Genomic DNA, 22,710 nt, shown 5'->3' on the forward strand with positions numbered 1-22,710 from the left:
TTCGTTCAGGCGGCGCAGGTGACCTGCCGGTAGAGTGCCGGCAACGCCTTGGTCAGGTGGGAAACCTGCGGGAATATGGCATAGGCGCCGCGTCCGAACAGATACGGGATATAGTCGCGGGCCTGCGCATCGACGGTGATGGCGAAAACCGCCAGCCCGTCGCGCCGCGCTTCGCGGATCGCCTGCCGCGTGTCCTCGATGCCGTAACGGCCCTCGTAATGATCGACGTCGTTCGGCTTGCCGTCGGTCAGCAGAACCAGCAGCCGGTGCCGGTTCGGCCGGTCGGCAAGCTGCGCGGTCACATGGCGGATCGCCGCCCCCATGCGGGTGTAGTAGCCGGGCTTCAGCGCACCGACCCGGCGGGTGACGGGAGGCCCCAGCGGCTCCTCGAAGCCTTTCAGCGTCTGGACCCGCACCCAGTGGCGCCGCCGCGACGTGAAGGAATAGAGCGCGTGGTCGTCGCCGCAGGCGGTCAGCCCATGGCTCAGTGCCAGCAGCGCCTCCTTCTCGACATCCAGAACCCGTCGTCCCTCGATCCAGCCATCGGTCGACAAGGAGCCGTCGACCAGCACCGCCACCGCCAGATCGCGGGCGGCGCTGCGCACCTGCTGGTGCACACGGTCGCTGCCGCAACCGCCGGCCCGGAGATCGGCCCGGCTGCGCACCAGGGCGGCCAGATCCAGTTCGTCGCCGTCGGCTTGACCGGTGAACAGCATGCGGCGCGGGCGCAACGCCTCGAACTGGCGGCGCACCTGACGGATGCGGCGCAGGGCGGCGGCATCGGGCTGCCAAGAGTCGCCGTCGGCCGGTGCGGTTTCCGCGATCACCCGGCAGTGGTTGGGGAGATGGGCCTGCCGGCCATGATCCCATTCCGGATAGGTCAGCGTCGTCGCCAGCGGCGTGTCGTCGACCACCGGTGCGCCAAGGTCGAGGTCGAGCTTCAGCGTGGTCGATGCCTTGCGCTGGTGCGCGCCGACGGCGATCTCGTCCAGATCGTCGGCGGCCTTGCGGGCATTCTCCGCATCGTCGTCATCGACCGCACGCGGGATGTTCAGTGCCTCGGCAAGGCTCAGCATCTTCTCGAAGCGGTTGAGGATCAGCGGGTCGTTGCGCTGGATCTGGTCGGTCTGCCGACGCGTCGCGGCCCGGCGGCGCTGGTCGCCCTCGGCCGCCTGTCCGCCTTCGCCGGGACTTTCGACGGCAGCGGAAGCGTCACGGCCGACGCTTGGCGACACCAACCCCCACAGCGGCACCGGCAGCATGCGGGCATAACCGTAAGGGGCGGTGAAATCCGACAGCGGAACGTTGGGCGCCAGCATGCGTGCGCCGTCGCTGGTGACGGCACCGGCGCCGAGCAGCGCCAGGACGGCGCGCTCGACATCGGCCTCGACCGGCGGCGGGCGGCGGGCGGGGCGGATGGCGGCGACGGCGCGGGCCAGTTCCGCATGCATGCGGGACAGGCCGGGCCAGCGCGTCAGAACCCGCGCGGTGGTAGTGGCGGCGCTGCGGAGCGCCTGCACATCGGCCTGCAACGGGTCGGCGGGGGCTGGCTCGCCCTCGGCATTGGCAAAGAAGGCGGCCAGCCATTCATACAGCCGCTCGTTCAGGACGGGATCGGGGAACAGGTCGATGGCGGTGGGCAACTGGAGCACATTGCCGTCCAGTGCCGCCCGCTCCACCCGCTCTTCCCCCAGCCCGATGCGGCCGAGCAGCGACAGCCGGTGCCCCGACACCGAAGCGCTTCCGGCGGCAAGCCGCACGCCACGGTCGCCGCCCAGCGCCCGGAAGAACACCGCGAGCCGCGGGCGCATCGTCTCCAGCGTGACGGCTGCATCCGGATGGTGCGGATAGCTCGACCGCCCGCCGATGAGGCGGTGCCACAAACGGCCGACGGTCTCTTCCGGCTCGAAAAACTCCAGCATGGCGATAGCCCTCGGCCCTTTCAGATCAGCCCAGCGTGACCTCGGCGACGCGCAGCAGGGCGGCGCGGATGTCCGGGTCGTCGGTCAGCGGCTCGATCAGGGCGGCACGGATGGCGCGCTCGGGCTTCATGCCGGAGCGGATCAGCGTGGCGCAATAGATCAGCAGGCGGGTCGAAACGCCTTCCTCCAAATCCTGGCCCTTCAGGGCACGCAGGACGTTGGCGAGGCGGACCAGCGGGACGACGCGGTTCTCGGGCAGGCCGCTTTCGGTCGAGACGATGGGAATCTCGCGCTCCGGCGGCGGGAAGTCGAATTCGACGGCCAGGAAGCGCTGGCGGGTGCTGGGCTTCAGCGCCTTCAGCACATTCTGGTAACCGGGGTTGTAGGACACCACCAGCATGAACCCCGGCGGCGCTTCCAGCGTTTCGCCGGTGCGGTCCAGCGGCAGGATGCGGCGGTCGTCGGTCAGCGGGTGCAGCACGACGGTGACGTCCTTGCGTGCCTCCACCACCTCGTCGAGATAGCAGATGGCGCCCTCGCGCACGGCACGGGTCAGAGGCCCGTCCGCCCAGACGGTGTCCCCGCCCTTCAGCAGATAGCGGCCGGTCAGGTCGGCGGCGGTCAGGTCGTCGTGGCAGGACACGGTGTAGAGCGGCCGGCCCAGCCTGGCCGCCATATGGGCGACGAAGCGGGTCTTGCCACAGCCGGTCGGCCCCTTCAGCAGAAGCGGCAAGCGATGAGTGTAGGCATGCTCGAACAGCGCGCACTCGTCGGCGGTCGGCTGATAGAACGGCAGGGACGGCAGGATGGGGACGGCGCTGTCGGGCATCGCGATGGAACTCCGTGAATGGAACGGCCCCCGCAACGACCGGGCATCCGGTGGGTTGCGGGGGCCGAAGGTGACGTCACTCGGCCGGCTGGTAGCTGGCCGGGATCGAGGCGGGCCGTTCCTCGCGGGCCGGGCCGAAGACGGCGTAGAGGTAAAGCGCGACGCCCACCGCCACGGCGAAACCGGCGCCAAGCCGCATCCAGTAGAACAGCGCGATCTGCTCCTGGACCTCCATGTAGCTCATGCCCAGGACCCGTTGCAGATGGGTCTGAACGACGCCGGCCACGGTGAGCGCGAAGGTCATGAAGGCCATGCCGCCGCTCATCAGCCAGAAACTCCACATGTTGAGGATCTGGTTGTAGGGCTGCTTGCCGCGCAGGTAGGGCATGGCGTAGGTGATGATGGCAAGGTTGATCATCGCATAGGCGCCGTAGAAGGCGAGGTGCCCGTGCGCCGCGGTGACCTGGGTGCCGTGGGTGTAGTAGTTGATCGGCGCCAGCGTGTGCAGGAAGCCCCACAGCCCCGCGCCGAAGAAGGCGAAGACCGCGCAGCCCAGCGACCACAGCATCGCCGCCTTGTTCGGGTGACGGCGGCCGCTCTTCCACACCATCATGAAGGCGAAGACGACCATGGTGAAGAAGGGGGCGACTTCCAGCGTGGAGAACAGCGAGCCGATCCACTGCCAGTAACCGGGCGTGCCGATCCAGTAATAATGGTGGCCGGTACCGAGGATGCCGCTGAACAGGGCGAGACCGACCATGGCGTACAGCCACTTCTCGACGACCTCACGGTCGACGCCGGTCATCTTGATCATCAGGAAGGCGAGGATGGAGGCCAGGACCAGTTCCCACACGCCCTCGACCCACAGATGGACAACGTACCACCAGTACATCTTGTCCAGCGACAGGTTGGCCGGGTTGTAGAAGGAGAACAGGAAGAACAGAGCGATGCCCCACATGCCCACCAGCAGGATGTTGGTGATGACCGTGCGGCGGCCCTTCAGCACCGTCATCGTGATGTTGTAGAGGAACATCAGCGCGACGACGACGATGGCGGCCTTGATCCACAGCGGCTGTTCCAGGAACTCCCGCCCTTCATGGATGCGGAAGACATAGCCAACGACCGCCGCCAGCGCGCCGAAGACGAAAAGGCCGAGCTGGATCAGCGCCAGTTTCGGACTGTAAAGCTCGGTCTCCGCCTCCTCGGGCACGAGATAGTAGGCGGCGCCGAAGAAGCCGATCAGCAGCCAGACGATCAGCGAGTTGGTGTGGATCATCCGGATGATGTTGAAGGGCAGAAGCTCCGACAACGTGTTGGGCAGGACATAGACGGTACCGGCCAGGAGACCCACCAGGATCTGCACACCGAACAGCCCCATGGCGGCCGCGAAGTAATAGAGGGCGACTTTTTGCGATTCGTACTTCATAACGGAAATCTCCTCAGCCCGACAGCTTGGGCGGCCAGTTCTGGGTGTTGATCCGGCTGGTCCATTCCAGGAACGCGGCGAGATCCTCGACCTCGCCTTCGGTCAGGTGGAACTGCGGCATCTGGCGCCGGCCTTCAATTCCGGACGGCTGTGCCGCCATCCAGCCCTTCAGCGCCATCACGGCGCCCTCGGGGTCCTTGTCGCCGCCATAGCGCAGCCAGACATTGCCCAGTTCGGGGGCGAAATAGGCGCCCTCGCCCAGCAGCGTGTGGCAGTTGATGCAGGCGTTCTTCTCCCACACATGCTTGCCGCGGGCGACCGCATCGGTCAGCGTCTTCTTGTCGGTGCTGGTATTGACGATGTAATTGTGGCTGAGTGCGGTCAACGCGACGAAGGTCGCGAAGAAGAACAGCGATCCGCCATAGAAGATGTTTCGCGCGGCCGCCTTGGTGAAGCGTTCGGTCATCGCTTGGGATCCCTGGAAATCTCGATCTGTCGGTCGAGAGGGGGTCGGTTCGGAAGGGCGTCGGGTGCGCGAGGCCGGAGGCGGGAAGCCGGGCGTCGCAGCGTCCTATCGCCACGGGTCGGGCGAATAATTGACCGTGGAGGAAGGGCATTCCTTGACCGCGGTCAAGCCGGTCCGCGGATCGCCGCCTTATCATTCGCGTACATGATGACAAGCTTTGGATAGTAGATATGGCCGACGTTGAGATGACGGGCCTGGAGACCGGCGGTGCGGAAGCCGCGGGTCCGGTGGAGCGGGGAAGCGGCCTTGCCGCCCTGCCCGGCAACCTGATGATGTGGATCCTGATCTTCAGCGAACTGGCGGTGTTCGGCGTCGCCTTCCTGGGCTTCGCCATCGCCCGCGTGCTGGACCCGGCGATTTTTGCCGCCGGTCAGGCCCATTTGAACGGCACGGCCGGCGCGCTGAACACCATGGTTCTGGTGACCAGCGGCTATCTGGCCGCCAAGGGGGTTGCCGCCGGCCGGCGCGGTGCCGTGCCGCAGGCCCGCCGGGCGATGCTGATGGCGGCGGCCGTCGGGTCGGTGTTCCTGGCGGTGAAGGCGGTGGAATATTCGGCGACGTTGGGAGCCGGGCTGACCATCGACACCGACGGCTTCTTCACCCTCTATTTCCTGCTGACCGGTTTCCACGCCCTGCATGTGGTGCTGGGCATCGTCATTTTGCTGCTGGTCGGCCGCTCCGGCCCCGACACGCTGGTGGAGAATCTGGAGACGGGAGCGGCCTTCTGGCACATGGTCGATCTGGTCTGGGTGATCCTCTATCCGCTCGTCTATCTGATCCGCTGAGAGGACAGGCCATGACATTTCTCAAGACGATCGACCGGCTGGCGCTGTCCTGGCTGATCCTGATGGGGTTGACCGCCGTCACCTTGCTGTTCGCGCGCCATGGCGATGCGGGCGGCAATGTCGGCATCGCCGGGGCGGCGCTGCTGCTGGGGCTGGCGGTGACGAAGGGGCGGGAAATCCTGCTGCATTATCTGGAGTTGGACCATGCCGGTCCGGGCTGGCGGTTTCTGATGACCGGATGGCTGGTCCTGCTGTGCGGAGCCATCCTGCTGATCACCGCCGCCGGCACCCTGGGCTGGGTCGGCCCACACTGAAAAAAGACCGGGGGAAGCCGCCATGACCGAAGCCAAGCTCGGCCTGATCCTGACCAGCATCGCCGTCATCACCATGGCGGTGGCGCTCTATCGCCAGCGCGCGTTGGGACGCAATGGACTGGTGACGGTGATCGCCGCCACCGCCACCGTGTTCGCCGCGATGTTCTTTACCCAATAATCGGAGCCCGCCCGCCATCGACGCCGCTGGACCCGACGATCCGTATGCGTAAGATCGCCGGTTCGGATCGGCGTCGGGCGGGAAAAGCGGAAATGATGCAGCTTGAGGATTTGGGACAGCGCATCTGCATCCTGGGACCGTCCAACAGCGGCAAATCCACCCTTGCGTCGGCCATCGGGCGAAAGTGCGGCCTGACGGTCATTCACCTCGACCAGCTTTACCATCGGCCCGGCACCGATTGGGAGCCCCGCCCCAGGGAAGAGTTCGTCCGCCTGCACGATGACGCCATCGGCGGCGACCGGTGGGTGATGGATGGAAACTACTCCGTCTGCATGCAGCAGCGTTTCGTGCGGGCGACCGGGTTGATCATGCTGGACATCGCCATGCCGACCAGCCTGCTGCGGTATTTCCGCCGGACCTGGTTCGAGCGCGAGCGGCTTGGCGCCCTGAATGGCGGGCGCGACAGCGTCAAATGGGGAATGATCCATCACATCGCCGTCGTCACTCCGCGGAACCGAAGCCGCAATGCGGCCCGGTTCGATCAGGCCGATCTGCCGAAAATTCGCCTGCCGTCGATCCGCGCGATCAAGGACTGCTACCGGCTATGGGGCTTGGAGAGATAGCCCGGCTTCCCTCCGCCCCGGCGTAGCCCCCTAAGAATCGAGCAACGCCGCAACCAGATCGGACTCCGGGTCGGCAAGATCGTCGATGACATCGAAGTGATGCCGCCCCTCCGCCAACCGCAGCGCGGTCGCAGCGCCCAATCCAAGCCAGACATTGGCGAGCAGCTCCGTCTGGCGGACGAACTCCGGCCGCTCGTCCGCACCCACCCAGCAGGTAATGCCGATGCCGGGCTGCGGGCGCAGCAGCGCCGAGCTTTCTGCCGCGGACTCCGCCTCGTCCAGCCGCAGCGTGGCATTCATGCGGGTGTTCAGCAGCGGGCGCAGGTCGTGCAGGCCGCTGATGGAGACGACATGCTCCACCCGCACCCGGACATCGTCCGACAGCGGGGCGTCCGCGCAGACGAGCCGGCTGACCAGATGACCGCCAGCGGAATGGCCGGTCAGGCGCAGCGGTCCGGCCTCAGCCCTTGCGATGACCTCCACCGCCCGGGCCATCTGCCGGGTGATGCCGGCGATCCGGGTTTCGGGACACAGCGTGTAGCTGGGCATGGCGACCGCCCAGCCTCGTGCAAGCGGCCCGGCGGCCAGATGCGACCAGCGCGCCTTGTCGAAGGCCATCCAGTAGCCGCCATGGACGAAGACCACGGTGCCCTTGGCGGCTCCCTCCGGCCGGAACAGGTCGTAGCGCTCCCGCTCCCCCTCGCCATAGGGCAACTCCAGCTCCGCCCGTCCGGCGGCTGCGCGTTCGCTCCGGAAAGCTGCCGCCCGCTCAGCCCAGCGCGCGGGGTAGGCGTCGCCGCCGGGAATGTGGGCACCGTTGCTGTAGGCGTCGTCCCAATCCATGATCCTGTGCAGTTCCGTCACAGCACCGTCCTCACCCGCCAGAGTTCCGGGAAAAGCTCCACCGCCAGCATGTTGCGCAGGTAGGACACGCCGCCGGTCCCGCCGGTGCCGCGCTTGAAGCCGATCACCCGCTCCACCGTCGTGACATGGTTGAAGCGCCAGCGGCGGAAGTAATCCTCGAAATCGACCAGCTTCTCGGCAAGCTCGTAGAGCGGCCAATGGGCTTCGGGCGACTGATAGACGATCCGCCATGCCTCGGTCACGCCGTCATGGGGCTGGTGGGTCTGCGACACGTCGCGCTCCAGCACCTCGGCCGGAACCGGAATGCCGTTGCGGGCGAGCAGGCGCAGCGCCTCGTCATACAGGCTGGGCCGCGACAGTTCCTGTTCCAGCAGGGCATGGATGTCCGGCCGGTGGGCATGGGGGCGCAGCATCGCCGGGTTGCGGTTGCCCAGCAGGAACTCGATCTCCCGGTACTGGTAGGACTGGAAGCCGGAGGATTGGCCGAGATCGTCGCGGAAGCGGGTGTATTCGCTGGGCGTCATCGTGCGCAGCACGTCCCAGGCAGAATTCAGCTGCTCGAAGATGCGGGCGACGCGGGTCAGCATCTTGAAGGCGGGCGACAGCCGGTCCTCGCGGATCGCCTCGCGGGCGGCGCGGATCTCGTAGACGGCCAGCCGCATCCACAGCTCCGACGTCTGGTGCTGGACGATGAACAGCATCTCGTCATGGGCGGTGGAGCGTGGAGTCTGCGCACCCAGGATGCGGTCCAGCTGCAGATAGTCGCCATAGGACATCCGCCCATCGAAGGCCATTTCGGCCCCCTCCGCTGCCGAATCGTAGGGCTTCTTGGTATCCTGCCCGCTCATGTCACCATCGCCTTCCTGTGGTAGTCGGGCCGGTCCCAAAGCCCGTCATCCATCACCTGCTTGAGCACGGCGACCGCGCCGCGCACCTCCGCCTCGCCGATATAGAGCGGCGTGAAGCCAAAGCGCAGCACGTCCGGCGCCCGGAAATCGCCGATCACGCCGCGGTCGATCAGCGCCTGCATGATGGCGTAGCCCTGTGGATGGCGGAACGACACCTGGCTGCCGCGCCGGTTGCCGTCACGTGGGGAGACAAGCTCCAGCATCGGGCACTGCGCCTCGACCAGCCCGATGAACAGGTCGCACAGCGCGATGGAGGTGCGGCGGATATCGGCCATCTCGACCTCGTCCCACACATCCAGAGCCGCGTCGAGTGCCGCCAGCGCGATCACCGGCGGTGTGCCGACGCGCATGCGCTCCACCCCCGCACCGGGACGGTAGGAGGGATCGAAGGCGAAGGGCGCCTCATGCCCCATCCAGCCGGACAGGGCCGGCCGCGCCGTCTCCGCATGCTGCGGGGCGACATAGATGAAGGCTGGCGCTCCCGGTCCGCCATTCAGGTATTTGTACGTGCAGCCGACCGCGAAGTCCGCCCCGGCGCCGGCCAGATCGACCGGCAGCGCACCGGCGGAATGGGCGAGGTCCCACACCGTCACCACCCCCGCCGCATTGGCCTTGGCGGTCAGCGCCGCCATGTCGTGCAGCCGGCCGGTCCGGTAATCCACCTGGGTCAGCATCAGAACGGCGACTTCCTCGCCGATTGCCGCTTCAACCTCCTCCGGCGCCACGACTTTCAGGACATGGCCACGACCCAGCGTTTCGATCAGTCCTTCCGCCATGTAGAGGTCGGTTGGGAAGTTGCCGCTGTCGGACAGGATCACCCGGCGGTCGGGCCGCATCGCCAGGGCCGCGGCCAGCGCCTGATAGACCTTGATCGACAGGGTATCGCCGACCACCACGCTGCCGGACGGCGCGCCGATCAGCCGGGCGATGCGGTCGCCGACCTTGCCGGGCTGCACCATCCAGCCAGCGCTGTTCCAGCCGCGGATCAGTTGGCCGCCCCATTCCCGGGCGAGGGTACGGGCCACCCGCTCCTCCACCCCGATGGGCAGCGGTCCCAGCGAGTTGCCGTCGAGATAGATCACGCCATCCGGAATGCGGAAGCGGGCGCGGGTCTTCTGAAAATCGGTCATCGATCTGACTGCTCCTTCCCCGGCAAAGGATGCCGATCTATCGCTGGGATTGCAAATTGTTGCGACAATCAAGCGTATCAGACGATAGGAAATCGCCATTGTCCCGGAGGCCGCGAAAGTGGAGGATCGCACCGGCCGGGGCAACCGGCCAATATTGCTCCCTTCCCACTCACCCAAGGACCGGACGAACCGCCATGTTCAACGCGCTTTCCCGCCAGCCCGACGATGCCCTGCTCGCCCTGATCGGGCTTTACAAGCAGGATCCGCGTCCGGGCAAGGTCGATCTCGGCGTCGGGGTCTACCGGGACGAGGAGGGACGCACCCCGGTCTTCCGCGCGGTGAAGGCGGCGGAACGACTGCTGCTCGACGGGCAGGACAGCAAGGCCTATCTGGGGTTGGAAGGCGACGCCGGGTATCTGGAGCGGCTGTGGTCGCTGGTCGGCGGTGGCGCCGGCACCAAGGTCGCCACGGCCGGCGTGCAGACCCCCGGCGGGTCGGGCGCGCTGCGGCTGGCCGCCGACCTCGTCCTGCGCGGCGGGTCGAAACGGGTGCTGGTTGGCCAGCCGACCTGGCCCAACCATGTCGGCATCTTCGCCGCCGCCGGCCTTGAGGTCGTCAGCCATCCCTTCTTCGACACTGCCGGCCAGACCGTGCTGTTCGACCGCATGGTCGCGGCGTTCGAGGCGGCGCAGCCCGGCGACGTCGCCCTGCTGCACGCCAGCTGCCACAACCCCACCGGCGCGCCGCTGTCGCTCGACCAGTGGAAGGAACTGGCGGCGGTGCTGGAAAAGCGCGGCGTCCTGCCGCTGGTCGACCTTGCCTATCAGGGCTTCGGCCGCGGTCTGGACGAGGATGCCGAGGGGCTGCGCCACCTGATCGGCGTCGTGCCGGAAGCGCTGGTCGCCGTGTCGTCGTCGAAGTCCTTCGGTCTCTACCGCGAGCGCACCGGCGCCATCTTCGCCGTCGCCGCGGCACCGGCCGCCGCCGATCTCGCCAAGTCCAACCTGATGGCGCTGGCCCGCACCAGCTATTCGATGCCGCCCGACCATGGCGCCGCCGTCGTCCGCACCATCCTGAGTAACGCCGCGCTGACCGCCGACTGGACGGCGGAACTGGACGTCATGCGCGCCCGCATCACCGGCATCCGCCGCAAGCTGGCCGCCGGTCTGGCCGGCGCCTTCCCCACCCTGGCCGCGGTGGCGGAGCAGGAAGGCATGTTCTCGCTGCTGCCGCTGACCGAGGCGGAGGTGCTGCGGCTGCGCGCCGACCACGCCATCTACATGCCGACTTCCGGCCGCATCAACATCGCCGGCCTGAAGACGGCCGAGGTGGACGATGTGGTGGCGAAGTTCGCCGCTCTCCGTTGAGCCCTTTGGTTTGATCCGGGGAAAAACGACGATGGCCGCGACCCTCCAGGCTCCGCCCGCCGCGGTGGAGCGTCACCAGCTCTATGAAGACGCGCTTGCCATGCTGATGGGCACGCTGTTCATCGCGCTGGGCATGCTGATCTATTCCAAGACGATGCTGCTGACCGGCAGCACCGCCGGGCTGGCGCTGCTGCTGAGCTATGTCACCAAGGTCCAGTTCGGCATCATCTTCTTCGCGATCAACCTGCCCTTCTACTGGCTGGCCTGGAAGCGGCTGGGCTGGAAATTCACCGCCCGCACCTTCACCGCCGTGGCGCTGGTGACGCTGTTCTCGCGCCTGACCGACCAATGGGTGGGCTTCACCCATCTGGATCCGGTCTATGCCACCGTGGTGGGGAGCGGCCTGTGCGGCACCGGCCTCCTGATGCTGTTCCGCCACCGCACCGGTCTGGGCGGCGTCAACATCCTGGCGATCTACCTGCAGGAGACCTACGGCATCCGCGCCGGCTATTTCCAGCTGGGCGTCGATTTCGCGATCCTGGCCGGCGCCTTCTTCGTCCTGGCGCCGGACCGACTTCTGCTGTCGGTGCTGGGGGCGACCATCGTCAACGTCACGCTGGCGATCAACCACAAGCCGGGCCGCTATCTCGGCATCAGCTGAGAGGCGACCGCTGCGGGCGTCGGTCAGCGCCCGCAGCAGGCCTTGTGCTTTTTCCCCGAACCGCAGGGGCAGGGATCGTTGCGGCCGACCTTGACCACACGGCGCGGCGGGTCCTTCGGGTTCAAGACGCTGTCGACATAGAACCAGCGGCCGTCGACGCGGCGGAAGCGCGACCGCTCATGCAGCGGCCACTCCTCGCCATCGCGATGGAAGGTCAGGAAGAACTCAACCATCCCGTCGTCGCCGGCATCCTCCGCCTTCATGACGGTCAGCGGACCCCAGTCGCATTCGTCCGCCACCCGTTCCACATCGGCGCGGCTGAAGGTGGCGCGGGTTTCCGGCACGCAGCTCCGCTCGATATGGTCGATGTCGCGGCGGACGAAGGCAGTGTAGCGCGACCGCATCAGCGCTTCCGCGCTGGGCGCAGGCTCTCCCGCCAGGATCGGGCCGCAGCACTGGTCGAACTCGCGGCCGGAACCGCAGGGGCAGGCGGACATGGACAACTCTTCCATCGCAGACATCGGCAAAGGTCAGGGTTTAGCAGGCGCGATGCCGCGCAGGAAGAGATCCACCGCCTTGTCGACGAAGGCATGGCGCTCCTCCTCCGTCGGCGTGGGGCACAAGCCCAGCACGAGCTGGCAATAGGCCCCCCCCTGCATGGCGCCCAGGAACTGCCGAGCGACGAAGGCCGGATCGTCGGTGGCGATCGCACCGCGGTCGTTCAGCCGGGTGAACAGGGCGACGAAATTGGCGATTCCCTGCTCCGGACCGGCCTGGAAATAGAGCTGGGCTGCAACCGGCATCCGCGTCGCCTCCCCAACCACCGCCTGATGGACGCGGATCGCCGCATCCGACCACAGCAGGTCGGTGAAACGGCGGCCGACCTGGACCAAAACATCGCGCAGCGGCATCCCGTCGAACATCTCCGGCGCAAAACGCAGGCCGCGCCGCTCACACTCGGCGGAGATCACTGCGGTGTACAGCTCCTCCTTCGATGGGAAGCGGGTGTAGAGCGTCGTCTTGGATACCCGTGCCTGCTGCGCGACCTGATCCATCGACGCGGCTGCATAGCCGAGTTCCAGGAACACCTCCCGCGCTGCGGCGACAATCTGTTCCGCCTTCGCGTCGAGGGACGGGGCGGGGTGGGACGCTTTCTGCTCCGATGACTGCACTGAACTGTACCGTTCACTCTTGACGTTGGCTGGGGGCCGGAGTAGGACGGTAACTGTACGATACAGTCCAGTCCAGTGGGGAGACGTGGTATGGCCCTGTTCCGCGAAAGGCGGCTTGCGTCCGCCATCCTGGCGACAACGGCGCTTCTGACGGTGGCGGGCCTGCTTGCCGGCTGCAACGAAACGCACTCCGCCTCCACCCCGGCGGAAAGCGAGGTGCGGCCGGTCCGGATCGCCACCGTCACGCTGGAACCGCTGGTCGACAGCGTGCGCTATCCGGCGGTGATCCGCCCGCGCGTGGAGGCCGATGTCGGCTTCCGCATCGGCGGCAAGGTGACCGCGCGGCTGGTGGAGGTCGGCACCCGCGTCGAACCCGGCATGCCGCTGGCCCGCCTCGACCCCACCGATCTTCACTTGCAGATCCGTGCCTCCCGGGCGCAGCTCGCCTCCGCCCAGGCCGACGCAGCCAATGCCCGCAGCGATTTCCAGCGCTATGCCAGCCTGCGCCAGGGCGAATGGACGACCCGCCAGGAATACGACCGCCGCAAGACCACGCTGGACAAGGCGGAGTCCAAGGTGCGCGAGGTGGAGGCGCAGCTTCATGTCCTCGACAACTCTGCCCAATATGCCACGCTGGTGGCGGACGAGGCCGGCATCGTCACCGCGACTCTGGTCGAGCCGGGACAGGTCGTCGCCTCCGGACAGACCGCCCTGCGCGTCGCCCGGCTGGGCAGCCTGGAGGCGGTGGCGAACATCCCCGAACAAAGCGTCGCCGCCCTGCCCCGCCAGAAACTGGCGGTGGAGCTGTGGTCGCATCCGGGCCACAGCATCGCCGGCAGCCTGCGCGAGGTCTCGCCCAGCGCCGATGCAAACACCCGTACCTTCCAGGCGAAGATCACGCTGACCGATCCGCCGCCCACAGTCCAACTCGGCATGACCGCGACCGTCGTCGCCGCCGCCGACCATGGCGCGCCCGTCGCCCGCCTGCCGCTGAGCGCATTGGCCCAGCGGGAGCAGAAGCCGGCGGTGTGGGTGCTCTCCACGCCGGACGACCGGCTGGAGCTGCGCCCCGTCACCGTCGCCGCCTATGCCGGCGACCTCGCCCTGATCGGCGGCGGGCTGAAGGAGGGCGAGCGCGTCGTCACCGCCGGGGTGCACAAGCTCGACGCCGGCCAGAAGGTCCGCGTCTGGACGGAGCCGGCGCGATGAACCATTCCCGCATGAACCTGTCGGCCTGGGCGCTAGCCCACCGCACGCTGGTGCTGTTCATGATGCTCGCCAGCGTCCTGGCGGGTGCGCTGGCCTACAAGACCCTGGGCCGGGCGGAGGATCCGTCCTTCACCTTCAAGGTGATGGTGGTGCGCACCCAATGGCCGGGCGCCACGGCACGCGAGGTCGAACAGTTCGTCACCGACCGCATCGAGAAGAAGCTGGAGGAGGTGCCCTACTACGATGTCGCCCGCAGCTATTCCAAGCCCGGCGAGTCGGTGATCTTCGTCCAGCTGAAGGACTCCACCCCGCCCCGGCTGGTGGCGGACCTGTGGTATCAGGTGCGCAAGAAGATCGGCGACATCCGCTACACCCTGCCCGACGGCGTGGTCGGCCCCTTCTTCAATGACGAGTTCGGCGACGTCTATTCCGGCATTTACGCCTTCATGGGCGAGGATTTCACCCCTGCCCAGCTGAAGAAGGTGGCCGAACAGGCGCGCGCCCGCCTGCTGAAGCTGCCGGGTGTCGAGAAGATCGACCTGATCGCCCCGCAGGAGGAGCGCGTCTATGTCGAGATCTCCAGCCAGCGGCTCGCCAGCTTCGGCCTGCCTGTGGACTCCGTGATCCAGGCGCTCCAGCGCGAGAACGCCATCGCCGCGTCGGGTGACGTCGATACCGGATCGCAGCGCGTCTATGTCCGCCTCGACCTCGGCCTCGACACCACGGCGGCCGTGCGCGCGATCCCGGTGGAAAGCGGCGGCCGGCTGCTGACCATCGGCGACGTGGCGGAGGTCAAGCGCGGCTATGTCGAACCGCGGCGCTACACCCTGCGCTACAACGGCCGCGACGCCATCGGCCTGGGCGTGGTCATGGCGAAGGGCGGCAACGTCCTGAAGCTGGGTGAACAGCTCGACGTGGCGATGGAGAAGGTCCGCGCCGAACTGCCGGTCGGGCTGGAGGTGGCGCAGGTCGCCGACCAGCCGAAGGTGGTCGAACATTCCGTTGGCGAATTCATGGAATCGCTGGCCGAAGCGCTGGGCATCGTCATCCTGGTCAGCCTCGTCAGCCTGGGCTGGCGCACCGGCATCGTCGTGGCGCTGGCGGTGCCGCTGGTGCTGGCGATGACGCTGGTGGCGATGCAAATCCTGCACATCGACTTGCAGCGCATCTCGCTGGGCGCCCTCATCATCGCGCTCGGCCTGCTGGTCGACGACGCCATCATCGCGGTGGAGATGATGGTGGTGAAGATGGAACAGGGATGGGACCGGCTGAAGGCCGGCGCCTTCGCCTACACCTCCACCGCCTTCCCGATGTTGAGCGGCACCGTCGTCACCGCCGCCGGCTTCGTGCCGGTCGGCTTCGCGGCCTCGGCCGCCGGCGAATACACCAATTCGATCTTCTGGGTGGTGGCGCTGTCGCTGCTGCTGTCCTGGGTGGTTGCGGTGATCTTCACCCCCTATCTCGGCTGGCTCTTGCTGCCCAAGCCCAAGCATGTGGTGCCGGACGGGCACGAGCTGGACATCTACGACACCCGCACCTACCGCATCCTGCGCGGCATGATCGAGGCCTGCGTGCGGGCGCGCTGGGTCACCATCGGCGTGACTGTGGCGGCCTTCGTCACGGCACTCGTCGGCTTCGGCCATGTCCAGCAGCAATTCTTCCCATCGGCCAGCCGGCCGGAGCTGTTGATCGACATCCGGCTCGCGGAAGGCGCCTCCTTCGAGGCGACGGCCGCCGAGGTGAAGCGGATGGAGGCGGCTCTCGCCAAGGACCCGGACGTCGATTACTGGGTCGCCTACACCGGCGGCGGATCGCCGCGCTTCTACCTGCCGCTGGACCAACAGCTGGAGACCGCCAACTTCGCCCAGTTCATGGTGATGACCAAGGGGCTGGAGGAGCGCGAGCATTTCATGCAGCGGCTGGAGCCGACGCTGGAGTCCGATTTCCCGGCCGCCCGCGTCCGCATCAGCCGGCTGGAGAACGGCCCGCCGGTCGGCTACCCGGTTCAGTTCCGCGTCACCGGCGAGGACCCGGCGACCATCCGCAAGATCGCCTATCAGGTGCGCGACACCATGCGCGCCCATCCCAACACCGCCAATGTCCATCTGGACTGGGACGAGCTGTCCAAGCGCGTCCGGCTGGAGGTGGACACCGCCAAGGCCCGCGCGCTGGGCGTGTCGAAGCAGGATCTGTCCAACGCGCTGCAACTGCTGCTGAACGGCATGTCCGTCACCCAGTACCGCGAGGGCACCGAGCTGATCGGCGTCCTGCTGCGCACCACGCCGGAAGAGCGGATGGACCTGTCCCGCCTGGGCGAGCTGAACATCCGCACCAGCCGCGGCACCACCGTGCCGCTGAGCCAGGTCGCCACCGTGCGCTACGAGCTGGAGGAACCGGTGCTGTGGCGCCGGGCGCGCGAGACGACGATGACGGTCAAGGGCGACGTGACCGGCGGCTTGCAGGCCCCGGTGGTCAGCACCCAGCTGAACGGGCAGTTCGATGCCCTGCGCGCCACCCTGCCCGACGGCTACGCCATCACCATGGGCGGCGCCATCGAGGAGAGCGCCAAGGGCCAGGATTCCATCAACGCCATGATGCCGGTGATGCTGCTGATCATGGTCACCACGCTGATGCTGCAATTGCAGAGCTTCTCGCGCGTGTTCATGGTCCTGCTGACGGCGCCGCTGGGGCTGATCGGCGTCACCGCCTCGCTTCTGCTGTTCAACCTGCCCTTCGGCTTCGTCGCCATGCTGGGCGTCATCGCGCTGGCCGGCATCATCATGCGAAACTCGGTCATCCTGGTCGACCAGATCGAGCAGGACATCCGCAGCGGCCGGTCACGCTGGGAGAGCATCATCGAGGCGACCGTGCGCCGTGCCCGCCCCATCGCCCTGACGGCGGCCGCGGCGATCCTCGCCATGATCCCGCTGACGCAGAGCGTGTTCTGGGGTCCGATGGCGGTCGCCATCATGGGCGGTCTGGCCGGTGCGACCGTGCTGACGATCTTCTTCCTGCCGGCCCTCTACGCAGCATGCTTCCGCGTGCCCCGGCCGGAGAGGGAGGAGGTGGAGGAGAACGGCATGGCCGGCGCGCTGCCGAAGCCGGCGTTGGGAGACTGATGCCCCACTCTTTTTCTCAGGCTTGACCGCGGTCAAGGGGGGCGCGCACGAGCAGTGACAGGGTGGCGCCACAATCGATCTCCCGATTGCATCACCACTGCTGATGATCCTCTTTCGTACTGTGCCTTTGCGCCCGGCGGCCTCGGCCCCCGGGCGCTTTTTTCTGCTTCAGTTCGCCCGGCGCCCTGCCGTCGCCAGCGTCAACCGGCCGAAGCGCGGACCATCCCGCAGAAATTGGCGCCCGCCGACTTCGATCCGGCGATAGGCCGGGCCGGCCATCAGCAGGCAGGCCGTGACCATCACAAGAAGCAGCGCCATCGACCAGCTTTCCGGCAGTGCCTTGCGGTCATGGATGCCGAGCCCCAGTCCCAGCAGCCGCGTGGTCGCATATTCGACGAAGCCATGGATCAGGTAGAGCGAATAGGACACGTCGCCCAGCCAGACCAGCGGCCGGACATTCAGCATCCGCGCGGCCCGGCCGTGGTTGGCGACGGCCGCCAGGATCAGCAGGGCGAACAGGGGTACGGCCAGCAGGTCCGGCCCGCCGGTGTGCAGAAGCAGCAGGATCGCCACCACCACCCCGGCCATCGTCAGGTCGCTCGACAGCACCGACGCGGCCAGCCCGCTGCGGAAGGCGCTGTAGAGCAGGGTGCCCAACAGGAATTCCGGCAGGCAGCGCAGCAGGGTCTGCGGCCCGTCCCATTGGTTCAGATTGTCCTGCGTCGCCCAGGCCAGCGCAAAGAGCGTCGCCAATGCACCGACCGCCAGCAGGGCCTGCGTCCGGCCGCTCGACCGCCAGACCCAGGGCAGCGCGAAGGGGAAGACCAGATAGGCCATGAACTCCAGGCTGATCGACCAGGCCGGGTAATTCCAGCTCAGCATGCTGGCATAGAGGCCTTGGAGCATGAACAGGTTGGCGACCAGCGCCCAGACCGATTCAGCCCCTTTCAGCGGGATTGCCGGGAAGCTGCCGGTGGCGGCGTATTCCACCGCGCGGACGGCCAGCGCCGTCGCCACGAACAGCAGCAGGACCGCCAGATGCAGCGGATAGAGCCGGGCGATGCGCGCCCGCAGGAAGCTCCAGTATTTGTCGCCGACCGAGTCCGTGAAGGTGCCGTGATAGACATGGGTCAGCACGAAGCCGCTGAGCATGAAGAACAGATCGACGGCCAGATAGCCTTTCTGCACCAGATGCGTGTAGCTGTCGGGATGCAGGTTGGGGAAATACTGGAAGCAGTAGTGGTACAGCACCACCCACAAGGCCGCGATGCCGCGCAGCGGGGTCAGGGAGTGGAGGTGGCGGGGATTGGTCTGCGTGCTCATGGCGCAGGCTCCGGCCGATCAGGCCGATGGACCCTGCCCGCTCAGTGGGACTTGATCCGAGCAGGATTGCCTGGGCGCGGCCATCGGCCGCCCCGCCTTGAAGCCCGCACCCGTGTTCCAGCCGAGACCCATCGAAACCACGTCATCCTCCAGCCGTTACGCCGCGCGACACCCGTCCGATATCGGACGGAAAGGCGGCCCCAGTGCGGGTTAACGGCGGAGGTGACGATTGGTTTCGATGGAGGCTGTTACAGATTGGGGACCGTTACAGGAAGAAGACCAGCGTGGTCAGGCCCAGCAGCGGCACCAGGATACCGAAGGACCAGGCCATATAGCCGAAGAAGCTGGGCATGGCGACGCCGCGCTCCTCGGCGATTGCCTTGACCATGAAGTTGGGAGCATTGCCGATATAGCTGTTGGCGCCCATGAACACCGCACCGGCCGAGATCGCGGCCAGCGTCAGCGACAGATCGGACATCAGCACCTTCGCGTCGCCGCCGGCGGTGTTGAAGAAGATCAGGTAGGTCGGCGCATTGTCCAGGAAGCTGGACAGGATACCGGTGGCCCAGAAATAGGCGGCGGGGTTCGGCTTCCCGCCTTCGTTCACCGCGGAGATGATGGCGCCCAGTGCGCCGTCGGTGCCGGCTTTCAGGATGGCGATCGCCGGGATGATGGTCAGGAAGATCGCAGCGAACAGCTTCGCCACCTCCAGGATCGGCCCCCAGCTGAAGCCGTTCAGGCGGCGGCTCTGCTTGCTGGTGAGAGCCAGCGACAGGCCGGTGATGCCCAGCAGCAGCAGGTTCGACACGATGGTCTCCAGCGATACCGTCACATGGTACAGCGTGACGCCCGTCCCCGGATGCCAGATGCCGCTGAGCAGCACCGCGCCGACGATGGCGATCAGCAGCAGCAGGTTGACGCTGCCCTCGATTCGGATCGGTTCGCGTTCGTGCACGCCCTCGATCAGCGGGTGCTTGCCCGGGTCGCGGGTGTGCAGGAAGAGGTCGAGTACGAAATAGATCGCCAGCAGCAGGCCAGACAGGAAGGCCATCGGCGCCAGCAAATGGACCGTCGGCCAGAAGAAATCGACGCCCTTCAGGAATCCCAGGAACAGCGGCGGGTCGCCCAGCGGGGTCAGCGACCCGCCGACATTCGACACCAGGAAGATGAAGAAGACGACCGTGTGGACCTTGTGGCGCCGATGTTCGTTGGCGCGCAGCAGCGGGCGGATCAGCAGCATCGAGGCGCCGGTGGTCCCCATCAGGCTGGCCAGCACGGTGCCCAGCGCCAGCCCGACCGTGTTGGCCATCGGCGTCCCCACCAGAGACCCGGTCAGCCGCACGCCGCCCGCCACCGTGAACAGCGCGGTCAGCAGCACGATGAAGGGGATATATTCCAGCAGGACCGTGTGCAGCAGTTCGTAGGTGGCGAGGTCAACCCCGAAGGTTGCGGCGAACGGGACCAGGAAGGCCAAGGCCCAGGCCGCGGAGATCTTGCCGAAATGATGGTGCCAGACCATCGGCGCCAACAGCGGGAACAGCGCGATCGACAGCAGGATACCCGCAAAGGGCACCACCCACGCCGCACTCAGCAGCCGTCCATCCAGATGCGGGACGCCGGCATGAGCGACCTTCGCCGCCACCTCTGCGGCGTGCACCCCATGCGTGCCCAGCAGCACGCCGCCGACGGCGAGTGTCACGCCGACGGCGGTCGGAAGGATGGATGGGCGGCGTCGGTGCGTGGGAGAATTGATCATCGGTCCGGAAAATAGGCTGACGAAAGGAACGGGAGTATGCGGACTGACGCAGCCTAAGCCAAGCCGGAAGGGGCGGCGGCGCCATGAACTTTCGTAATCGGGTATGCGCCGGCCCTATGGGCAGGCCCGCAGGGTGATTGCCCGGTCCGCCATCCCCGTCCAGTCCGACAGCGGCCGGCATTCGCTGCCCGCACACAACCGATGGTCTGCGGTGAAGCCGGATGCGGCCAGCGTGACGCTGTCCTGCGGTGGCAGTTCCGGCGTCCAGGCCATCCAGCCATCTTCGGTCATCCGGGCATCCGGGCCGGGCTCCATGCCAGCGCCGGTACCGCGGATGCGGGCCTCGACCAGGCGCAACCGTCCCGAGTCTACGCTCCATTGCTCCCGCCACTCCGTCTTCTCGATGGAGTGGGTCCAGGACAGGGTGAACGCCGCCCCCGGCAGCGACGCCAGCAGCGCACCGCCGAGAGCGAACAGGCAGAGACCGCCCACCTCAGGCTGCAGCGGCGGTCGGCACGCTCCGGCGCCGGTGCTGCCACAGCAGGAACAGAACGGTCATGACGAAGGCGGCCTCGTCCGTCAGGGGCAGCGCCACGATGAACAGGAAGGACGCTGCCGCGGCATAGAGGCGGGCGACCAGCGACAGCGGCGTCCAGAAGAAGCCGATGGTGGCGGCCCCCCACAGGGCGATGGCGACGCAGGCCTTGACGAACACATAGGCGACCGCCAGCCAGCTCCCGCCTTGCAGGACCAGGGCCGGGTCGTAGACTGCCATGAAGGGCACGACATAGCCCGCCATCGCCACCCGCGTGGCGATCCAGCCGATCTCCATATGGTCGGCCTTGCAGATCGACGAGGCCGCCAGCGCCGCCAGGGCGACCGGCGGGGTCAGGTCGGCCATGATGCCGAAATAGAAGACGAACATGTGGCTGACCATCAGCGGCACGCCCATGGTCAGCAGGGCCGGCGCCGCGATCGACGCGGTGATGATGTAGTTGGCCGTCGTCGGCAGACCGGTGCCCAGCACGATGCAGGCGATCATCGTCAGCACCAGCGCCGCCAGCAGATTGCCGCCCGACCAGTCGACGATGGTGGACGCGAAGCTGGAAGCAAGCCCGGTCAACGTCATCATGCCGATCAGCACGCCGACCAGCGCGCAGGCGACGCCGACGCCGACCGCGTTCTTGGCACCGTCGGCGATGCTGTTGACCACCAGCACCAGGGTCTGCCGGCCGCCCTTGAACAGCAGGCAGGGGATGATGAGCAGCACCACCATGGTGAAGGCCAGATGCTCGGTCCGGAAGCCCAGCTTCCAGAGTCCGGCGGCGACAAGGCCGACCGCGACCCAGAAGGCGACGCGCAACACCATCGGCCCGATGGTGCCGACGATGGTGGTGCCGAGGATCAGCGCCGCCGTCGCCGCGATGCCGATCACCCCGGCGAACAGCGGCGTGAAGCCGGAGAACAGCAGGTAGATCAGCGCCGCCAGCGGCAGGATGAGGTACCAGCCCTCCACCACGGCGCGCAGCGCGCTGGGGCACTGGTCCTTGGGCAGGCCGACGAGGTTGCGCATGCCCGCCTCCAGATGGACCATCCAGAAGGCGCTGCCGAAATAGAGGATGGCGGGGATCGCCGCGGCGATGGCGACCTCGCTGTAAGGCACGCCGATGGTCTCCGCCATGATGAAGGCGGCCGCCCCCATCACCGGCGGCATCAGCTGCCCGCCCATGCTGGCCGTCGCCTCCACCGCGCCGGCGAAGGCCGGGCGATAGCCGAAGCGCATCATCAGCGGGATGGTGAACTGGCCGGTGGTCAGGACATTGGCGACGCCCGACCCGTTGATGGTGCCCATCAGGCCGGACGAGATCACCGCCACCTTGGCCGGACCGCCCTTGGCATGGCCGACGAGGCCGAGCGACACGTCGTTGAACAGCTTGATCATGCCGGCGCGCTCAAGGAAGGCGCCGAACAGGATGAACAGGAAGATGTAGCTGGCCGATACGAAGGTCGGCGTGCCGTAAAGCCCCTCCGTCGACAGGTAGAGATTGTCGATCACCTGATCGATGTCGTAACCGCGGTGGGCGAGCCCGAAGGGCAGATGCCGGCCGAACAGGGCGTAGGGGATGAACACCCCGCACATGATCGGCAGAGCCAGCCCCATGATGCGCCGCGCCGCCTCGAACACCAGCGCCACGGCGATGGTGCCGACGATCAGGTCGGTGGTGTTGGGGTCGCCCGCCCGCTGGATCAGGTCGACCTCGAACACGTAATGGTAGAGGCCGACGCCGAAGGCGGTCAGGCCCAGCAGCCAGTCGTACCAGGGAACCCGCCGGCGCTCCGCCGTCTGGCGGAAGCCGAACAGGGTGAAGGTCATCAGCAGGAGGAAACCGACATGGACCGCCCGCACCACCATGGTGGAAACCGGGTTGAAGGCGGCGGTCCAGATCTGGAAGGCGGAGAAGGCGACGGCGATGGCGAAGACCGCCCGCCCGTCGAATCCTTCAAATGCGGCCACGGTCGCCGGATTTTCCCGGTCGATGGCCTGGCGGATCTCGGAGTCCGCCTGATTTTTCTGTGCGTTCACCACGGCTTCTCCGC

Annotated in this window: 21 protein-coding genes; 8 read left to right on the forward strand and 13 right to left on the reverse strand. The window is 67.2% G+C overall.

The window, feature by feature from the left end; translation table 11 throughout:
• Window positions 1-5 precede the first annotated feature (5 nt).
• The 4 genes from TSH64_RS18215 to TSH64_RS18230 form a co-directional block, all read right to left on the reverse strand.
• On the reverse strand, window positions 6-1,922 hold the full coding sequence (locus tag TSH64_RS18215) for a VWA domain-containing protein (protein ID WP_109447048.1): 1,917 nt from the start codon (window positions 1,920-1,922) through the stop codon (window positions 6-8).
• A 25-nt stretch (window positions 1,923-1,947) separates the two neighbouring features.
• On the reverse strand, window positions 1,948-2,751 hold the full coding sequence (locus TSH64_RS18220; RefSeq protein WP_109447050.1) for an AAA family ATPase: 804 nt from the start codon (window positions 2,749-2,751) through the stop codon (window positions 1,948-1,950).
• 76 nt (window positions 2,752-2,827) lie between these two features.
• Window positions 2,828-4,177: a cbb3-type cytochrome c oxidase subunit I gene (locus TSH64_RS18225; protein ID WP_109447052.1), complete on the reverse strand. Its 1,350-nt coding sequence runs from the start codon at window positions 4,175-4,177 to the stop codon at window positions 2,828-2,830.
• A gap of 13 nt (window positions 4,178-4,190) precedes the next feature.
• Entirely contained in the window at window positions 4,191-4,643 is a 453-nt protein-coding gene (locus TSH64_RS18230; RefSeq protein WP_109447054.1) for a cytochrome c, read from the reverse strand.
• A 230-nt stretch (window positions 4,644-4,873) separates the two neighbouring features.
• On the opposite strand from TSH64_RS18230, the gene TSH64_RS18235 reads away from it, so the two are divergent.
• The 4 genes from TSH64_RS18235 (at window position 4,874) to TSH64_RS18245 (ending at window position 6,603) form a co-directional block, all read left to right on the forward strand.
• On the forward strand, window positions 4,874-5,488 hold the full coding sequence (locus tag TSH64_RS18235; protein ID WP_109447056.1) for a cytochrome c oxidase subunit 3: 615 nt from the start codon (window positions 4,874-4,876) through the stop codon (window positions 5,486-5,488).
• An 11-nt stretch (window positions 5,489-5,499) separates the two neighbouring features.
• On the forward strand, window positions 5,500-5,802 hold the full coding sequence (locus TSH64_RS18240; protein ID WP_247873014.1) for a cytochrome C oxidase subunit IV family protein: 303 nt from the start codon (window positions 5,500-5,502) through the stop codon (window positions 5,800-5,802).
• A gap of 22 nt (window positions 5,803-5,824) precedes the next feature.
• Window positions 5,825-5,980 carry a hypothetical protein gene (locus TSH64_RS35935; RefSeq protein ID WP_199237599.1) on the forward strand — a complete coding sequence of 52 codons (156 nt, stop codon included), beginning with the start codon at window positions 5,825-5,827 and terminating at the stop codon, window positions 5,978-5,980.
• 92 nt (window positions 5,981-6,072) lie between these two features.
• Entirely contained in the window at window positions 6,073-6,603 is a 531-nt protein-coding gene (locus tag TSH64_RS18245; protein WP_247873015.1) for an AAA family ATPase, read from the forward strand.
• A gap of 30 nt (window positions 6,604-6,633) precedes the next feature.
• Here the strand turns inward: TSH64_RS18245 and TSH64_RS18250 are convergent, their stop codons facing one another.
• Genes TSH64_RS18250 through kynU form a run of 3 tightly spaced genes read right to left on the reverse strand, consistent with a single transcriptional unit; the run spans window position 6,634 to window position 9,505 of the window.
• Window positions 6,634-7,446, reverse strand: a complete 813-nt coding sequence (locus TSH64_RS18250) for an alpha/beta hydrolase (RefSeq protein ID WP_247873016.1) — start codon at window positions 7,444-7,446, stop codon at window positions 6,634-6,636.
• Window positions 7,447-7,463: 17 nt separating this feature from the next.
• A complete protein-coding gene (gene kynA, locus TSH64_RS18255; protein ID WP_109447060.1) occupies window positions 7,464-8,315 on the reverse strand; it encodes a tryptophan 2,3-dioxygenase in 852 nt (283 codons plus the stop codon).
• Window positions 8,312-9,505, reverse strand: a complete 1,194-nt coding sequence (gene kynU / locus TSH64_RS18260) for a kynureninase (RefSeq protein WP_109447062.1) — start codon at window positions 9,503-9,505, stop codon at window positions 8,312-8,314. The genes kynA and kynU overlap by 4 nt, the downstream gene beginning before the upstream one ends.
• Before the next feature lie 194 nt (window positions 9,506-9,699).
• Between kynU and TSH64_RS18265 the strand changes: the two genes are divergently transcribed.
• Both TSH64_RS18265 and TSH64_RS18270 read left to right on the forward strand, forming a co-directional pair.
• Window positions 9,700-10,872 (forward strand): amino acid aminotransferase, encoded by a 1,173-nt coding sequence (locus TSH64_RS18265; RefSeq protein ID WP_109447064.1) that lies wholly within the window; start codon window positions 9,700-9,702, stop codon window positions 10,870-10,872.
• A 31-nt stretch (window positions 10,873-10,903) separates the two neighbouring features.
• A complete protein-coding gene (locus TSH64_RS18270; protein ID WP_109447066.1) occupies window positions 10,904-11,533 on the forward strand; it encodes a YitT family protein in 630 nt (209 codons plus the stop codon).
• Between the two features lie 23 nt (window positions 11,534-11,556).
• On the opposite strand, the gene TSH64_RS18275 is transcribed toward TSH64_RS18270, so the two are convergent.
• The gene (locus tag TSH64_RS18275) at window positions 11,557-12,030 is read right to left on the reverse strand and encodes a YchJ family metal-binding protein (RefSeq protein ID WP_109447068.1); all 474 of its coding nucleotides are present in this window, start codon (window positions 12,028-12,030) and stop codon (window positions 11,557-11,559) included.
• 33 nt (window positions 12,031-12,063) lie between these two features.
• The gene (locus TSH64_RS18280) at window positions 12,064-12,705 is read right to left on the reverse strand and encodes a TetR/AcrR family transcriptional regulator (protein WP_109447070.1); all 642 of its coding nucleotides are present in this window, start codon (window positions 12,703-12,705) and stop codon (window positions 12,064-12,066) included.
• A 90-nt stretch (window positions 12,706-12,795) separates the two neighbouring features.
• Between TSH64_RS18280 and TSH64_RS18285 the strand changes: the two genes are divergently transcribed.
• Window positions 12,796-13,914 (forward strand): efflux RND transporter periplasmic adaptor subunit, encoded by a 1,119-nt coding sequence (locus tag TSH64_RS18285; RefSeq protein ID WP_109447072.1) that lies wholly within the window; start codon window positions 12,796-12,798, stop codon window positions 13,912-13,914.
• Window positions 13,911-17,033, forward strand: a complete 3,123-nt coding sequence (locus TSH64_RS18290; RefSeq protein WP_109447074.1) for an efflux RND transporter permease subunit — start codon at window positions 13,911-13,913, stop codon at window positions 17,031-17,033. The genes TSH64_RS18285 and TSH64_RS18290 overlap by 4 nt, the downstream gene beginning before the upstream one ends.
• Before the next feature lie 168 nt (window positions 17,034-17,201).
• Here TSH64_RS18290 and TSH64_RS18295 read toward each other — a convergent pair whose 3' ends face one another.
• The 4 genes from TSH64_RS18295 to TSH64_RS18310 all read right to left on the reverse strand — a co-directional run bounded on the left by TSH64_RS18295 (window position 17,202) and on the right by TSH64_RS18310 (window position 22,696).
• Window positions 17,202-18,356 (reverse strand): acyltransferase, encoded by a 1,155-nt coding sequence (locus TSH64_RS18295; protein WP_109447076.1) that lies wholly within the window; start codon window positions 18,354-18,356, stop codon window positions 17,202-17,204.
• A gap of 265 nt (window positions 18,357-18,621) precedes the next feature.
• Entirely contained in the window at window positions 18,622-20,055 is a 1,434-nt protein-coding gene (locus TSH64_RS18300; protein ID WP_247873017.1) for a sodium:proton antiporter, read from the reverse strand.
• Between the two features lie 171 nt (window positions 20,056-20,226).
• The gene (locus tag TSH64_RS18305) at window positions 20,227-20,604 is read right to left on the reverse strand and encodes a DUF1850 domain-containing protein (protein ID WP_109447080.1); all 378 of its coding nucleotides are present in this window, start codon (window positions 20,602-20,604) and stop codon (window positions 20,227-20,229) included.
• Between the two features lies 1 nt (window position 20,605).
• Window positions 20,606-22,696: a TRAP transporter permease gene (locus TSH64_RS18310; protein ID WP_109447082.1), complete on the reverse strand. Its 2,091-nt coding sequence runs from the start codon at window positions 22,694-22,696 to the stop codon at window positions 20,606-20,608.
• Between the last annotated feature and the right edge of the window lie 14 nt (window positions 22,697-22,710).

Origin of the sequence: Azospirillum sp. TSH64, assembly GCF_003116035.1 — a bacterium.
In the GTDB taxonomy this organism is placed as follows: domain Bacteria; phylum Pseudomonadota; class Alphaproteobacteria; order Azospirillales; family Azospirillaceae; genus Azospirillum.